The 14,209-nt window shown below is 66.2% G+C and carries 17 protein-coding genes; 10 read left to right on the forward strand and 7 right to left on the reverse strand.

The genetic code is table 11. The features are described from left to right. Nucleotides 1–103 precede the first annotated feature (103 nt). The 4 genes from XcuCFBP2542_RS03230 to XcuCFBP2542_RS03245 all read left to right on the forward strand — a co-directional run bounded on the left by XcuCFBP2542_RS03230 (nt 104) and on the right by XcuCFBP2542_RS03245 (nt 2,348). A complete protein-coding gene (locus XcuCFBP2542_RS03230) occupies nt 104–970 on the forward strand; it encodes an SPFH domain-containing protein (RefSeq protein WP_104602176.1) in 867 nt (288 codons plus the stop codon). A 9-nt stretch (nt 971–979) separates the two neighbouring features. After that, nucleotides 980–1,264: a hypothetical protein gene (locus XcuCFBP2542_RS03235; RefSeq protein ID WP_104602177.1), complete on the forward strand. Its 285-nt coding sequence runs from the start codon at nt 980–982 to the stop codon at nt 1,262–1,264. Beyond that, entirely contained in the window at nt 1,261–1,440 is a 180-nt protein-coding gene (locus tag XcuCFBP2542_RS03240) for a type II toxin-antitoxin system antitoxin (protein WP_104602178.1), read from the forward strand. Before XcuCFBP2542_RS03235 ends, XcuCFBP2542_RS03240 begins: the two co-directional genes overlap by 4 nt. 110 nt (nt 1,441–1,550) lie before the next feature. Next, the gene (locus tag XcuCFBP2542_RS03245; RefSeq protein ID WP_104602179.1) at nt 1,551–2,348 is read left to right on the forward strand and encodes a M15 family metallopeptidase; all 798 of its coding nucleotides are present in this window, start codon (nt 1,551–1,553) and stop codon (nt 2,346–2,348) included. A 31-nt stretch (nt 2,349–2,379) separates the two neighbouring features. Here the strand turns inward: XcuCFBP2542_RS03245 and XcuCFBP2542_RS03250 are convergent, their stop codons facing one another. From XcuCFBP2542_RS03250 to XcuCFBP2542_RS03270, 5 genes are all read right to left on the reverse strand, one after another. Next, nucleotides 2,380–3,054 (reverse strand): DNA-3-methyladenine glycosylase family protein, encoded by a 675-nt coding sequence (locus XcuCFBP2542_RS03250; protein ID WP_104602180.1) that lies wholly within the window; start codon nt 3,052–3,054, stop codon nt 2,380–2,382. A 1-nt stretch (nt 3,055) separates the two neighbouring features. Beyond that, nucleotides 3,056–3,427, reverse strand: coding sequence for a DUF423 domain-containing protein (locus XcuCFBP2542_RS03255; RefSeq protein ID WP_170066939.1), 372 nt, complete (start codon nt 3,425–3,427; stop codon nt 3,056–3,058). Between the two features lie 96 nt (nt 3,428–3,523). Beyond that, nucleotides 3,524–4,705, reverse strand: a complete 1,182-nt coding sequence (locus XcuCFBP2542_RS03260; protein ID WP_104602182.1) for a polyketide cyclase — start codon at nt 4,703–4,705, stop codon at nt 3,524–3,526. 293 nt (nt 4,706–4,998) lie between these two features. Next, nucleotides 4,999–5,640, reverse strand: a complete 642-nt coding sequence (locus tag XcuCFBP2542_RS03265) for a response regulator (RefSeq protein ID WP_104602183.1) — start codon at nt 5,638–5,640, stop codon at nt 4,999–5,001. Beyond that, the gene (locus XcuCFBP2542_RS03270) at nt 5,641–6,834 is read right to left on the reverse strand and encodes a sensor histidine kinase (RefSeq protein ID WP_104602184.1); all 1,194 of its coding nucleotides are present in this window, start codon (nt 6,832–6,834) and stop codon (nt 5,641–5,643) included. A gap of 213 nt (nt 6,835–7,047) precedes the next feature. On the opposite strand from XcuCFBP2542_RS03270, the gene XcuCFBP2542_RS03275 reads away from it, so the two are divergent. From XcuCFBP2542_RS03275 to XcuCFBP2542_RS03295, 5 genes are all read left to right on the forward strand, one after another. Next, complete coding sequence (locus XcuCFBP2542_RS03275) at nt 7,048–7,641, forward strand: GNAT family N-acetyltransferase (protein ID WP_104602185.1); 594 nt, start codon at nt 7,048–7,050, stop codon at nt 7,639–7,641. A gap of 2 nt (nt 7,642–7,643) precedes the next feature. Further along, entirely contained in the window at nt 7,644–8,387 is a 744-nt protein-coding gene (minC, locus tag XcuCFBP2542_RS03280) for a septum site-determining protein MinC (RefSeq protein ID WP_104602186.1), read from the forward strand. A gap of 35 nt (nt 8,388–8,422) precedes the next feature. Then, a complete protein-coding gene (gene minD, locus XcuCFBP2542_RS03285; RefSeq protein ID WP_104602187.1) occupies nt 8,423–9,232 on the forward strand; it encodes a septum site-determining protein MinD in 810 nt (269 codons plus the stop codon). Nucleotides 9,233–9,234: 2 nt separating this feature from the next. Then, on the forward strand, nt 9,235–9,492 hold the full coding sequence (minE, locus tag XcuCFBP2542_RS03290) for a cell division topological specificity factor MinE (RefSeq protein ID WP_003484370.1): 258 nt from the start codon (nt 9,235–9,237) through the stop codon (nt 9,490–9,492). A 154-nt stretch (nt 9,493–9,646) separates the two neighbouring features. Then, complete coding sequence (locus XcuCFBP2542_RS03295; RefSeq protein ID WP_104602188.1) at nt 9,647–10,147, forward strand: hypothetical protein; 501 nt, start codon at nt 9,647–9,649, stop codon at nt 10,145–10,147. Between the two features lie 61 nt (nt 10,148–10,208). On the opposite strand, the gene XcuCFBP2542_RS03300 is transcribed toward XcuCFBP2542_RS03295, so the two are convergent. Beyond that, a complete protein-coding gene (locus XcuCFBP2542_RS03300) occupies nt 10,209–11,510 on the reverse strand; it encodes a sensor histidine kinase (protein ID WP_425477977.1) in 1,302 nt (433 codons plus the stop codon). Beyond that, nucleotides 11,503–12,228, reverse strand: a complete 726-nt coding sequence (locus tag XcuCFBP2542_RS03305) for a response regulator transcription factor (RefSeq protein WP_104602190.1) — start codon at nt 12,226–12,228, stop codon at nt 11,503–11,505. Before XcuCFBP2542_RS03305 ends, XcuCFBP2542_RS03300 begins: the two co-directional genes overlap by 8 nt. A gap of 170 nt (nt 12,229–12,398) precedes the next feature. Between XcuCFBP2542_RS03305 and XcuCFBP2542_RS03310 the strand changes: the two genes are divergently transcribed. After that, on the forward strand, nt 12,399–14,132 hold the full coding sequence (locus XcuCFBP2542_RS03310) for an ArnT family glycosyltransferase (RefSeq protein WP_104602191.1): 1,734 nt from the start codon (nt 12,399–12,401) through the stop codon (nt 14,130–14,132). Nucleotides 14,133–14,209: the final 77 nt, after the last annotated feature.

The following is a 14,209-nucleotide window of genomic DNA, read 5'->3' on the forward strand; positions in this document are numbered from 1 at the left end:
GGCGGCCATTTTAACGGGCCGACGGCACGACCGCCGGTCGGAGAATCCTTCAGATCTGATATCACTTTGATATCTTAACTTCAAACCACAAAGACGCCCAACCATGAAAGAGAAGTCGCTCGGTTCTTTTCCCGGCATTCCGGTGATCGCTATCAGTGTCGTCGTCCTGTTGCTGGCCGCCACGGCACTGATCGCCGCAGGCATGGGCCACCTGCCGATCCTGTCCATGCTGCCAGCCATTTTGATCGCTGCCGGCAACGTGTTCGTTCTGGTCGGCCTGTACACGCTGGAGCCGAACCAGGCGGCCGTCCTGAGCCTGTTTGGCAAGTACGTCGGCACGGTCAAGGACCAAGGTGTGCGCTGGAACAGCCCCTTCTACGCCAAGCGCCGGGTCAGCCAGCGCGTGCGCAATTTCGAAAGCGGACGGCTCAAGGTCAATGAACTGGACGGCAGCCCGATCGAGATCGCTGCGGTGATCGTGTGGCAGGTACTGGATGCCTCCGAGGCCGTGTACAACGTGGACGACTACGAAAGCTTCGTGCATATCCAGTCGGAAGCCGCATTGCGCGCGATGGCCACCAGCTACCCATACGACCAACACGAAGACGGCCAGATTTCGCTGCGTAGCCACCCCGCCGAAATCAGCGAACAGCTCAAGCGGCATCTGGACGAACGGCTCACTCAAGCCGGAGTGGATGTGATCGAGGCGCGCATCAGCCACCTGGCCTATGCACCGGAAATTGCCCAGGCCATGCTGCAGCGCCAGCAGGCCAACGCGGTGATCGCTGCACGTACCCGCATCGTGGCGGGCGCGGTCGGCATGGTCGAAATGGCGCTGGCCGAGCTGCAGAAGAACGGCGTGGTGCAGTTGGACGAAGAGCGCAAGGCGCACATGGTCAGCAACCTGCTCAACGTGCTGTGTTCTGATCGCGGGACCCAGCCGGTGGTCAACGCCGGCTCGCTGTATTGAGGTGATGCAATGAATATCATGGTGCCGCTGGTGGTTGCGCTGTCGGGCTTGCCCGCGCTGGCGATCGCCGCCTCAATCGGAGCGAATGACGACGACCGCGCGCGTGGTCTGGGCCTGCGCTGGGCGTTGATCAGCCTGGTGATCCTGGTTGGCGCCGCGTGCCTGTATTGGGCAGGCGACAACCGCGCCGGCATCTATGCGGTGGTGATCGGCATGATTATCGGCGTCAATACGCTAATTGTGTCGATGGTCATACACCTGCGCCGCCACGGCAACCGCAGTGGCGGCCAATGAGCGAAAAGAAGGCCTATCCGCTGCGCATCAATGCCGAGGTGCTGGCCGCCGCGCAACGCTGGGCCGACGACGAGTTGCGCAGCCTCAATGCGCAGATCGAATACCTGCTGCGCGATGCGCTGCGCAAGGCCGGGCGGCTGCCGAAGCCGCGCGATGACCAGGAACCGTTGACCTGATGTCTGCGTGCGAAGGTCTGTCGGCCGCTCTCAGTCCAGGGCAGCCACACCAGTTACCCGAGGATCTACGCAAGTTGGCCGAACCCCACGCCTAGCCCTACCCTGTTGCGATGCGCCCGACCCAGACCCTGCTGCTCAACACCACCGCCATCGAACTGCTGCCCGCCGCCCTGCTGCGCGCGCGCAGCAATGCCGACGCACGCGTCCTGGCGCAGGCCAACTGGGTGCTGCGGCGCAAGCGCGATGGGCGGTATCTGGCGGCACAATTGCCGCACGGCCTCATGCCGCTGATTCCGCGGCTGCCACGCGAACCGGGGCTGGACGAGGCGCTGGACCGGCTGCAGGCCGCCTCTGACCGCGCGCAATCGCCGCACGGCACGACGCTGGCCATCGAGGGCTTGCAACGCCGCCTGGGACAACTCGGGCTGGATGCAGATGACTATGTGCAACGCACCGGCCTGCAGCTGATCGCCGAGCCGGCGACATTGCACCATGCCGGGCGCGATCGCTTCGGGCGGCCGCTATGGCTCAGCAGCGGCGCGGTGCGTGCGTGGCACCTGATGCGCGCCGCAGCGTTGCGCGCGAACATCGTGCTCGATGCGATCTCCGGCTATCGCAGCCACGATTACCAATTGGGCATCTTCGAACGCAAGTTCGCGCGCGGGCTTGCCCTGGACCAGATCCTGGCCGTCAATGCCGCGCCTGGTTTCAGCGAACACCACGGTGGCGACGCGCTGGATATCGGCACCCCGGGCCAGGCGCCGGCGGAGGAATCGTTCGAGGCCACGGCCGCCTTTGCCTGGCTGAGCGACCATGCGCCGCATTTTGGCTATCGCCTGAGCTACCCACGCCACAACCCACACGGCATCGTCTACGAGCCGTGGCATTGGCGCTGGCACGCCGCTTGAGGCGTCGCCACGCCGCGCATGCGGCATCTGCTCACTCCTGCGAACGCGGCGTCGGCACCTTGGCAGCCATGCTGAAGTCGGCGATCTTCCACAGGTAGAACGCGGCGTAGGTGCGGTACGGCCCCCAGCGTTGTCCGCGCTCGGCAAGTTCCTTTGGCGTGGGCATCTGTTCGTGCTTGTCCACGCGTTGGGCCCCCTTGCGCACGCCCAGGTCATCAATGGGCAGCAGGTCCGGGCGGCCCAGGCGGAACATCAGCATCATCTCCACCGTCCAGCGGCCGATGCCGCGGACCGGCACCAGCGCTTCGATAATGGCTTCATCGGGCATGAAGGCCAATCTGCGCAGCGAAGGAATCTCACCGGCGAGCTCACGCTGCGCCAGGTCGCGCAGCGCCAATGCCTTGTTGCCGGACACACCGCAGGCGCGCAGCGCGGCATCGTCCACGCGCGCAAGCGTGTCGGCATGCAGCCGGCTTGAGTCAACCGCCAGTTCCACCCGCGCCACGATGGTGGACGCCGCCTTGCCGCTGAGCTGCTGGAACAGGATCGCGCGCGCCAACGCATCCACGGGGTCGAATGGTTTGCCCCAGCCCGGCTGGGGCGCGATGGGGCCGATCCGCTTCATCCATGCACCCAGCGCGCGATCGCGCCGGGCCAGATGGGCGAAGGCGGCCTCTACCTCGAACCCGCGGGCGTGACGCGGCATCTCAACGCCTCAAGGCGCCGATGGCCAGCACCACCCAGCCCAACATCAGGCTCACGCCGCCCACCGGAGCCAGGCTGGTCGGCCAGTGCAGCAAGGCGCCACCGACCAGGCTACCGGCGAACAGCAACGTCCCCAGCAACAGCAGATACAGCCCCACCCGCCCGAGGACACGCGTTTCGGTGGCGCCCAGTACGGTCAGCACCGCGCCATGGCCAAACGCGTACAGCGACGCCAGCTGCAGCCGCGACTGCAGCAGCGCATCGGCCACGCCATGCGCGGCGTAAGCCGACAACCCGACCGAAATCGCGGCAAGCAGGCCGCCGCAGAACGCCAGCAGCGAGGGGTGTTTTTTACGACGATCGAGCAAGGACATGCAGGCAACTTCCCTGGCAGCGCCGTAGCGCAAAAAAAAGCGCGCCGCAGGACTGCGGCGCGCTTTGGTCTGGATCAGGTCATCGCGGTGGGACGATTACTTGATGGCCCAGTAGACATCGTAGGTACCGTCCTGGGTGAAGGACTTGTCCACGCCACCCTTCCAGGCTTCGTACGGGCGCTCGGTCACGTCCATGCCGCTGGTGGCGGCCCAGGCACGCAGCGAGTTACGTACGGCATCCAGGCCGGCCATATGCCCTGCGTAGGTCGCAAACGCCGAACGGTGTGCCGGAGTGCGCTGGTACTTCACCGGTGCCTCGGACGGGATGGTGAGCTTGAGCTCCTCGCCGGTGGCAGCGACCGGGGTCGCATCGACCGGAGCGGCAGCCGCAGCATCATCCTTCTTGGCATCCGTCTTGGCGGTGTCGGTCTTGGCATCGGCCTTCGGCGCGCCACCGGCACGCTTGCGAACCGGCTGCACAACGTCGAACGCGTACTTGTCGGTGGCGAAGTCGGTGGTGACGATACGCACAGGCCCGACAGCTTCCAGGCCATTGGCGTCCATCACGCGCTTGATCCACTCCTGGTTGTCCTTGATCGACTTCTTGATCGTCTCGTTGTCACGATCGATGTTGCCCGCAGTGACGACCAACAGGTCCTCGGCCGGCACGTCGACGACCTTCAGATCGCTCAGCACGGGCTTGCCGTCCAGTTCCGCGCGGTAGTCGAAGTTCGGCACCGTGGCCAGCGCCGTGGCCAGACGCGCCAGGCCCAGCTTCAGGTCGTCGCCAACATGGCGACTGACATACAAGCCAGCGTAGCGACCGAACAGGTTCCAGCCGTACTTGACGCTGTAGTCCTGGGTGATCTTGACGTTGCGGTTGTTCTTGCCGGTCGGTGCCAACGTAAAGTTGGTGACCTTGTCGTAGCCCTTGGTGGGATCTTCGATCGCGATCTCGACACGCTCGTTCTTGACGGTGTTTTTGATTTCCCAGCTGCCGTTGCCGATGTAGCCCTCGGTGGAGCTGTACTCGACGCGTGCACCCTTGCCCTCTTCCGGGCCGGCCAGCTTCAGCTGGATCTTCGGGTCGCGCAGCACGAGCGGGTTCCAATCCTTGAACCGACGGAAGCTGTTCACGGTGTCGTAAACAATCGTCATTCTGCGGTTGGTCTCAACACTCTCGGACATCTGCCGCTCCGAGGGCAACACCAAGCCCACCACGACAAACAAGCCAGCCACGATCCCCAAGGCGATCAGGAACTCGATAATACGGGTCATTCAGGAGGTCTCCGGGGCCGATCCCACGGCCGGGTTGAGTGAAGCGAAGCCACCATCCTAGCAGGCTTCGGCAAAGATGTTCAGTTGTGCGACGGGTAGCGCGGTCTTGCGGTGTCATCCGGCGCGCGCGATGGTGCCGGCGAACGCCGTTTTCCGAGCCTGCACAGGGGTTTGAGGCGATGTAGCGACGCCATCATGCACACCGCGCGCGGCGTGCGCGGCGTGCGCGTGATGCGGCCATGCCGGCAGACGGCCGCTTCGGCACAGGCTGCGCAGGGCGGGACATCCTGCCTTCACACCAACTGCAGCTCGAACGCCTTTAGCACCGCGCGGGTGCGGTCGCGTACGCCCAGCTTGGACAAAATATTGGAGACGTGATTCTTGATGGTGCCCTCGGCCACGCCCAGCGAATTGGCGATTTCCTTGTTGGAAAAGCCGCTGGCCATCAGCCGCAGGATCTCGGTTTCGCGGTCGGTGAGCGGATCGGGCCGGTCCAGGCTGACGAATTCATTGTGCATGTGCTCCAGGCCGGACAACAGGCGCTGGGTCACCGCCGGCTGCACCAGCGAACCGCCATCGGCCACGGTGCGGATGGCACCGACCAATTGCTCCAGCGAGACATCCTTGAGCAGGTAGCCCTTGGCACCGGCCTTGAGACCGGCCAGCACCAGCTGGTCGTCGTCGAAGGTGGTCAGGATGATGGTTGGCGGCAGCGTGCCGTTGTGCGAGAGCATCTGCAATGCCTCCAGCCCGGACATCACCGGCATGCGCATGTCCATCAGCACCACGTCGGGCTGGATCTGCGGAATCTGCTCCACCGCCTGCTTGCCATCGGCGGCCTCGGCCACCACCTCGATGCCGCCGTCCAGCGCCAGCAGCGAGCGGATCCCCTGGCGCACCAGGGTTTGGTCGTCGACCAGGCAGACACGGATCATCTAGAACACTCCTTGAAGGATGGCCGCAGGCATCAGTGCCGGCGCGCCTGGAACCGAGATACGCAGGCCGAAGCCGCCACCCCGCCGGGTTTGGATCTCCACCTTGCCACCATACTGGGTGAGCCGCTCGCGCATGCCGCGCAACCCATTGCCCGGCGACACCGTTTCGGCGCCGCGGCCGTCGTCGCGCGCATCCACCAGCACGCAGTCGCCGTCGCGGCGCACCTGGATCCACAGGTTGCGGGCGGCGGCATGGCGCACTGCATTGGTGATGATTTCCTGCGTGCAGCGCAGCAGCACGTGCGCACGCTCGGGGTCGTCCAGGGTCAGCGGCTGGGAAATATCCAGGTGGATATCCAGCGAGGGCACCTGGGTGACCAGCGGGCGCAGTGCCGCCTCCAGGTCGATCGCGCCGCTGTCGCGCAGCTGGCTGACGGCCTCGCGCACGTCGGTGAGCAACAGCCGGGCCAGGGTGTGGGCCTGGCGCACATGCTCCTGGGCCTGGCCTTCGGTGATGTGGCCGGCCACTTCCAGATTGAGGCTGAGTGCGGTCAGGTGGTGGCCGAGCAGGTCGTGCAGCTCGCGCGAGATGCGCGTGCGCTCGTTGACGCGGGCACTTTCGGCCAGTAGCGCACGGGTGGCGCGCAGTTCGGCATTGAGGCGGCGCTGCTCCTCGCGGGCCTCGGTCTGCTGCCGCGCGACCAGGCTGGTCACGAAAATGAACATCGAGAAGCCGCCGTACAGCAGCGACTGCATCAGCGCGCCGGAGACCGGGAACCCGAGCAACAGATGGTAGACCGGCAACACCGCCAACTGGCTCAGTACCAGCCACACCACGCCCACGCGCAGCGGCAGCAGCCAGGGGATCACCCCGGCGGTCACCATCATCAGAATGCTGCCCAGCCCGGTCCTGGTGAGGTAGCTGACCGCCAGCGCACAGACCGTGAGCAATAGCAGGATCAGCCGGTCGTACCAGTGCGCGTGGCCGCCACTGCTGAGCCCGCGCGTCACCCAGAAGTAGCCGACCCCGAAGCAGACGAAGAACGCCGACATGGTCACCGCCTCGAACAGGCTGCGGTGGTCGGCTTCATCGGCGGGCGCCCAATAGATGAACACCAGGGGCATGGCGATCATCGCCCAGGTGAACAGGCCGGCGAAGCGCAGGACGCGCGTATGACTGAGGTATCCCAACATGCCTGCATCTTAAGCCCAAGCGGTGCCGCTGCCCTGCTGCCGGAAGTCATGTCTGCAGGCTCGCCCATCGGCATCCCCGGCCGGCTGGGCGATGCCCGGTGCGGGTCCTGCGCCGGGCCGGTGACACCGTCCAGGTCGCCGCCTCAGGCCACGCATGCAATAATCCGGTGCAGATCCGATTTCGGATCGAACGCGTTACCCCACGGAGACCTAATGTCGATCGTCATCCGCGACGTGCGTGAGCACGAGCTCGATTCCGTCCTGGCCCTGAACAACAATGCCGGACTGGCGATCCTGCCGCTGGATTCAACCAGGCTGCAACGCTTCTATACGCAGGCCGAGTACTTCCGCGTCGCCGAGCGCGACGGCAATCTGGCCGGGTTCCTGGTCGGGTTTGGCAGCGGCAGTGCCCATGACAGCAGCAACTTCGCCTGGTTCCGGGACCGTCATCCGGAATTCTTCTATATCGACCGCATCGTGGTGGCCAGCCGCCGTCGCGGCGGTGGCGTCGGCCGGGCGTTCTACGCCGATGTGCAGAGCTACACCGAGCTGCGCTACCCGCAGCTGGCCTGCGAGGTATTCCTGGACCACGGCGCCGATGCGGCACTGCTGTTCCATGGCAGCTTCGGTTTTCGCGAGGTGGGCCAGAACACCATGCCCGACGTGGACGTGCGCGCCAGCATGCTGATGAAGGACATGTGCAGCTATCCATGGGTCAAGGAGACCTATGGCGGCAACCTGCCCGAAGAATTGCCGTGGGTGGGTCGGCCACGCCTGGCCACCGCCAACCCAGCGACGGGGGCCTGAGCGTGGCCAGCGTAACGGTGGACTTCGAACAGGCCGGCGAACTGAAGATCGGCCAGGTGGGCATCGCCAACCTGCGCGTGCGTACCCTGGATGTGCCGCGACTGGTGCAGGAGATGCGTGAGCGCGTGACCCGCGCGCCCAAGCTGTTCGGGCGCGCAGCGGTGATCCTGGATTTCGGCGGGCTGTCGCAGGTGCCGGACCTGGCCACGGCCAAGGCGCTGCTGGACGGCCTGCGCGATGCCGGCGTGCTGCCGGTGGCGCTGGCCTACGGCACCAGCGAGATCGACCTGCTGTCGCAACAGCTCGGCCTGCCATTGCTGGCCAAGTTCCGCGCCCAGTACGAAGCGGCGGCGACAAGCCCGCCCCCCCCGCCACCGCCCGCCCGTGTCGAGCCGCCGCCCCCGGCTGCGCGCCCCGCGCCTGGCCGCATGCAACGCACGGCCGTGCGCTCGGGCCAGCAGCTGTATGCGGAACACTGCGACCTGACCGTACTCAATACGGTGGGTGCCGGGGCGGAAGTCATCGCCGACGGCAGCATCCATATCTACGGTACCCTGCGTGGCCGCGCTCTGGCCGGCGCGCAGGGCAACCCGGACGCGCGCATCTTCTGCCGCGACTTCCACGCCGAACTGGTGGCCATCGCTGGCCACTACAAGGTGCTGGACGATGTTCCCATGGACCTGCGTGGCAAGGCCGTCCAGGTCTGGCTGGAGCAGGATCAGATCAAGATCGCTGCGCTTGATTGACGCGGCCCAACCACAGAAATACTCGGAGAAATCCTTTGGCTGAAATCATTGTAGTCACCTCCGGCAAGGGCGGCGTCGGCAAGACCACCACCAGCGCGAGCCTGGCCTGCGGGCTGGCGCGGCGCGGCAAGAAGGTCGCCGTCATCGACTTCGACGTCGGCCTGCGCAACCTTGACCTCATCATGGGCTGCGAGCGGCGCGTGGTGTACGACTTCGTCAATGTCGTGCACGGCGAAGCCACGCTCAAGCAGTCGCTCATCAAGGACAAGCGCTTCGACAACCTGTACGTGCTGGCTGCCTCGCAGACCCGCGACAAGGACGCGCTGACCCAGGAAGGCGTGGAGAAGGTACTCAAGGACCTGGCCGCCGACGGCTTCGACTACATCGTTTGCGATTCGCCGGCCGGCATCGAAAAAGGCGCGTTCCTGGCGATGTATTTCGCCGACCGCGCGGTGGTGGTGGTGAACCCGGAAGTGTCTTCGGTGCGCGACTCCGACCGCATCATCGGCCTGCTCGATTCCAAGACCCGCAAGGCCGAGGAAGGGCAGAACGTGCCGGCCTTCCTGCTGTTGACCCGCTACAGCCCGGGCCGCGTGGAAGGCGGTGAAATGCTCAGCATCACCGACGTGGAAGAAGTACTGGGCCTGAAGGCCATCGGCGTGATTCCCGAATCCGGCGACGTGCTCAACGCCTCCAACAAGGGCGAGCCGGTGATCCTGGATGCCGAATCCCCGGCCGGCCAGGCGTATGACGACGCAGTCGCCCGCATCATGGGCGAGGAGCGCCCGATGCGATTCATATCCGTGGAGAAGAAAGGCTTCTTCAGCAAGCTGTTCGGAGGCTAAGCATGGGCCTGCTCGATTTTCTCAAGAGCAAGAAAAACACCGCCGAGACGGCCAAGAACCGCCTGCAGATCATCATTGCGCAGGAGCGCAACCACCGCGGCGGGCCGGATTACCTGCCGTTGATGCAGCGCGAATTGCTGGAAGTCATCAAGAAGTACGTCAACATCGATGCCGATGCGGTGCGCGTGGATCTGGTCAAGGATGGCGAACACGACGTGCTGGATATTTCGGTCGCGCTGCCGGAAGACGGCGACAAGTAAGCGCGGCCATGGATGCCGGCGCGCCGTCTGCATCCGAGGGCGCGCTGTATGGCAATAGCCACGTCATCCTCCCGACGGTACCGTGGCAGCACGGTGCCGTTTTGGTTTCTGCCCACTGCGCGCCAGCCGCGTACCTGACCATGAGCCACTGCGCGTGATCCCTGATCCTGATACCGACTCCAACACGCCCAGCGTGCTGCGCGTGGCCGATATCGGCCTGGATGCACCAGCCGCCCTGCTGGCCCGCTACGGGCTGCGCCTGCATCGGGTGGCCGCCGGTGCGCCGATCCCGGGCAGCTTCTGGGGTGAACCGGAGGCCGGCATCATCGGTTGCGATGTCTACGTGCGCGACGACACGCCGGTGCACTCCCTGCTGCACGAGGCCGGGCATCTGATCGTACTGCCGGCCGACCAGCGCGCCGCCGTGCATACCGATGCCACTGACTCGGTGGATGAGGAAGATGCCACCTGTTATCTGCAGATCCTGCTGGCCGCGCAATTGCCCGGCGTGGGCAGCGCGCGCCTGATGGCCGACATGGATGCCTGGGGGTACACCTACCGTCTGGGCTCCACCCGCGCCTGGTTCGAACAGGATGCGGAAAACGCGCGCAGCTGGCTGGATGCACGTGGTTTGCTGCCTGCCCTGGAGCGGTGACCGGACGCGTGCCGTTAGCGGCCGCCAAAGGGGCGCGGACGGCGAGTGGGAACCGCGATGCTTACCTCGTTCTCGATTCGCCTACCGCAGCCGCACCGGACAGGTCCAGCGTGGCCACGGTGCCCTGACCTGTATCGGATTCGAGTTGCAGGTGCCAACCCAGGTGCGCGCACAGCCGACCGATCAGCTCCAGGCCGATGCCATTGCCCTGGCGTGCATCGCCGCGCGCCAGGCGCGCGTAGATGGCGCTGATCTCCTCCGGCGTCATGCCATGCCCGGGATCGGCGATGCGCACCACGCCGGGTGCGGACAGCCCGACGCGAATGACGCCACGATCGCTGTTCTCGATCGCGTTGCGCAGCAGGTTGCCGATGGCGGTCTGCACGATGGCCACCGGGGCGGTCAGGCTGCACGCAGGGAGCGGGTCGATGACCACCTGCAGATCCTTGTCGACACACAGGTGTGCATGGTCGGCGACGATCTCCGGCAGCAGTTGATCCAGCCGCACGGCATCACTGCTGCGCACCAGCCGCCCCGGATCCTTTGCAAGCACGAGCAGCAGGGTGATGAGCTGCTCCACCGAGGCACTGGTCTGCGCGATGCGCTTGAGCTGGTGGCAGACCGCCGGCGGCGTGCCCGGTTGTTCCAGCGCCAGTTCCACCGCATTGCCGATCACCGCGATCGGCGTGCGCAGCTCGTGGCTGGCGCTGTCGATGAAGGCGCGTTCGCGTTCGACGAACTGGCGGTTGCGTTCCAGGTAATCGTTGAGCGCATCGGCGATGACGTAGAGCTCGGCACTGCCCTGCACGCCCACGGTGATCTGCTGTGCACGGCGTTCGGGACGCAATGCGCCGATGTCGCGCGCCAGCTCGGCCAGCGGTCGCACCAGGCGGGTCATCGCGTAGCGGCCCATCACCACGCTGATGCCGATCAGCGCAATGCCGGCCGCCAGCATCCAGCGGGTGAGGAATTTCTCCAGCGCTTCGAAGTCGGTGATGTCCAGCACCAGCGCCAGGCGGCCTGCCTGCGGGGTATCGCGCACCATCACCGCGCTCTGCCGTCCGCCGATCTGCAGCTCGTCGTGCAGGCCCGGATGCAGGGTGCGCAGGATCGGCGGCACCGGTTCGGCCCCGTCGACGCGGTAGAGCCGCAAGGTATCGGAGTCTTGCCAGCGGTACGCCCGGTTGCGCGCACTCCGCTCCAGGATGCTGTCCAGTTCGGAATTGAGCAGCGCGCGCCAGACCCCGTGCTCGGCGCGCTCGTGCAGGTATTGCGCGGTGGCGAAGACCGCCAGCGTCATCAGCAAGGTGTAACCGAACAGCCACACCATTACCCGGCGGCCCAGCGGGGGTTGCCTAGCCATCGCCACGCTCGCCGCCATCACCTCCATCGCCGCCGTCGCTGCGCTCGGAAACGGCCAGGCGATAGCCCAGGCGTGGCAGCGTGTGGATCAGCTTCTGCGCGAACGGGCCATCCACACTGCGGCGCAGTTCGTAGATATGCGAGCGCAGCATGTCGCCATCGGGCGGGTCGTCGTCCCACAGTGCCTGCTCCAGACGCTGCCGGGTGACCGCTGCGGGGCTGGCCTGCATCAAGACTTCCAGCAATTTGCGACAGGCCGGATACAGGTGCAGCACCTGTCCGGCACGGGTGGCTTCCAGCGTATCCAGATCCAGCCGCAGGTCGGCCACCTGCAACACTTTGCTGCGGCGCCGCCCCTGCGCACGCGCCAGCAAGGCGTCGATGCGCACCTCCAGTTCGGGCAGCGCGAACGGCTTGGTCAGGTAATCGTCGGCACCGGCACGGAAACCGGCAATCTTGTCGGGCAACTCGTCGCGCGCAGTCAACATGATGACCGGCAACGCGCTGTGGTGTTCCTCGCGCAGGCGGCGCAGCAGTTCCGGGCCGTCCATGCGCGGCATCATCCAGTCCAGCACCAGCACGTCGTAATGCTGGGTGGTGGCCAGATGCAGGCCGGTAATGCCGTCGGGCGCCGCGTCCAGGGTGTGGCCGCGCGCTTCGAAATAGTCGAACAGGTTGGCAACCATGTTGCGGTTGTCTTCGATCACCAGCAGCCGCATGCACGCAGTTCCAGGACAGCCCGGCAAGGGCGGTCCTGGCATCCTAACCGAGCATGACCACGCCCGGTCGCACGGCGACCCGCCGCACGAGGCAATGGCGCGGGCGCCGAAGCGCCGACAGAATTCCGACCTGCCCGACCGCTATGGTCTACCCCCCTTTTCGACAAGGCGTGCGCGTGTCGCCTGCCATTTCCGTGTCCGTGCGCCGTCGGCGCGCCCTGGTCGCCGCGCTGGTCCTGATCGTGATGAGCCTGCTGGCCGGGCTTGGCATGCGACAGCCCACGCCACCGGACGAGCCGCGCTTCGTACTGGCGGCGCGCACCATGGTCGAAAGCGGCCAATGGCTGCTGCCGCATCGCGGCAGCGAGTTGTACGCAGAAAAACCTCCGGTGTTCATGTGGCTGCAGGCGGCGACCTATGAGCTGGTACCGCACTGGCCGGTGGCGTTCCTGTTGCCCTCGCTGCTGGCTGCGCTGGTCACGCTGTGGCTGACCTGGGACCTGGCACGCCTGCTGTGGAACCGGCGCGTGGCCTGCCATGCGGTACTGGCCCTGTTCGCAGTGCTGCAGTTCGGCCTGATGGCCAAGCGCGCGCAGATCGACATGGTGCTGGTGGCGCTGACCACGCTGTCGCTATGGGGCATGCTGCGACACCTGCTACGCGGGCCGGACTGGCGTGCCTGGGTGGTGGGGCTGTGCGCGGCCGGCGTCGGCACGGTGACCAAGGGAGTCGGATTCCTGCCCTTGCTGCTGTTGTTGCCGTGGATGGCATTGCCGCGCCGGCACTGGTGCGTATTGCCGGCGCGCGCCTGCGCCGGACGCAGCTGGTTGCTGGTGTTGCCGGCCTTCGTGGCCGGCACGGCGGTGTGGCTGGCACCGTTGTGCATCGCCTTGTTGCGCAGCGACGACCCGCAACTGCACGCCTATGCGCACGAATTGCTGTTCAAGCAGACCGGCACGCGCTACGCGCACGCCTGGCACCACGTCAAACCGGCCTGGTACTACCTGCAGGTGATCGCCACGCTGTGGCTGCCGGGCTGCCTGCTGCTGCCCTGGCTGCTGCCGGCGTGGTGGCGGCGCTTGCGGCGCGGCGATCCGCGCTATGTGCTGTTGCTTGCCTGGAGCGTGCTGGTGCTGCTGTTCTTCACTGCCAGCCCGGGCAAGCGCGAGGTCTACCTGTTTCCGATACTGCCGGCGCTGTGCGTGGCCGCAGCGCCGCTGCTGGCCGGGTTATTGCGCCGCCGCGGCATCCGTCGGCTGCTGACCGGCTATGTGCTGCTGCTTGCACTGGCCGGGCTTGTGCTGGGCGGCGGCATCGCCTTGCATCTGCACTGGGCCGAACGCAGCGCCGTGCAGCGGGGGATGGATCTGGCCACGCTGCGGCCGGTGGGTGTGTGGCTGATCGGTCTGGGGGCGGCAGGTCTGGTGGCGATCGCGTGGTCGCGCGGGCGCCGCGCCGGCACCGCCGTGGTGGCCATGACGGCAGCGCTGTGGATGGTGCATGGCCTGGGACTGATGCCGGCACTGGACCCATACAGCTCATCGGCGCGCGTGATGCAGCGCGTCGCGCAGCGTCTTGGCCCGGACGCCGAACTGGGCATGCTGGCCTGGCGCGAACAGAACCTGCTGCAGGCCGATCGCCCGGTCACCGACTTCGGTTTCAAGGCCAGTTGGCAACAGCAATGGGCCAAGGCCGGGCCGTGGCTGGCGCAGGCACCGGAAAAGCGACGGTTGTTCGTGCTCAGGGAAGCAGTGCCGGCGTGCATCGACCATGCCCAACGCATCGATATCGGCGAATCCAATCGCAACCATTGGCAGTTGCTGCCGGGCACCGCGTGGCATGCGGGTTGCATCACCGACGCATCCAACACCGAATCCGCCGCCGGGGATGCCGACACAGACTGAACGCGCGTTGTCGGCGCAGCGCCGGTCCGACCACTCTCCGACACGCCGGTTTCGAAGATGCCCGACATCGCCCCGGC

Source organism: Xanthomonas cucurbitae, from assembly GCF_002939885.1.
In the GTDB taxonomy this organism is placed as follows: Bacteria; Pseudomonadota; Gammaproteobacteria; order Xanthomonadales; family Xanthomonadaceae; genus Xanthomonas; species Xanthomonas cucurbitae.

Bases quoted from the DNA above. Each gene is read 5' to 3' on its own strand.
- XcuCFBP2542_RS03240 (WP_104602178.1), top strand. From the start codon at position 1,261: ATGAGCGAAAAGAAGGCCTATCCGCTGCGCATCAATGCCGAGGTGCTG.
- XcuCFBP2542_RS03300 (WP_425477977.1), bottom strand. From the start codon at position 11,510: ATGGCTAGGCAACCCCCGCTGGGCCGCCGGGTAATGGTGTGGCTGTTC.
- XcuCFBP2542_RS03260 (WP_104602182.1), bottom strand. From the start codon at position 4,705: ATGACCCGTATTATCGAGTTCCTGATCGCCTTGGGGATCGTGGCTGGC.
- XcuCFBP2542_RS03305 (WP_104602190.1), bottom strand. From the start codon at position 12,228: ATGCGGCTGCTGGTGATCGAAGACAACCGCAACATGGTTGCCAACCTG.
- XcuCFBP2542_RS03265 (WP_104602183.1), bottom strand. From the start codon at position 5,640: ATGATCCGTGTCTGCCTGGTCGACGACCAAACCCTGGTGCGCCAGGGG.
- XcuCFBP2542_RS03230 (WP_104602176.1), top strand. From the start codon at position 104: ATGAAAGAGAAGTCGCTCGGTTCTTTTCCCGGCATTCCGGTGATCGCT.
- XcuCFBP2542_RS03275 (WP_104602185.1), top strand. From the start codon at position 7,048: ATGTCGATCGTCATCCGCGACGTGCGTGAGCACGAGCTCGATTCCGTC.
- XcuCFBP2542_RS03235 (WP_104602177.1), top strand. From the start codon at position 980: ATGAATATCATGGTGCCGCTGGTGGTTGCGCTGTCGGGCTTGCCCGCG.
- XcuCFBP2542_RS03250 (WP_104602180.1), bottom strand. From the start codon at position 3,054: ATGCCGCGTCACGCCCGCGGGTTCGAGGTAGAGGCCGCCTTCGCCCAT.
- XcuCFBP2542_RS03245 (WP_104602179.1), top strand. From the start codon at position 1,551: ATGCGCCCGACCCAGACCCTGCTGCTCAACACCACCGCCATCGAACTG.
- XcuCFBP2542_RS03255 (WP_170066939.1), bottom strand. From the start codon at position 3,427: ATGTCCTTGCTCGATCGTCGTAAAAAACACCCCTCGCTGCTGGCGTTC.
- minE (WP_003484370.1), top strand. From the start codon at position 9,235: ATGGGCCTGCTCGATTTTCTCAAGAGCAAGAAAAACACCGCCGAGACG.
- XcuCFBP2542_RS03270 (WP_104602184.1), bottom strand. From the start codon at position 6,834: ATGTTGGGATACCTCAGTCATACGCGCGTCCTGCGCTTCGCCGGCCTG.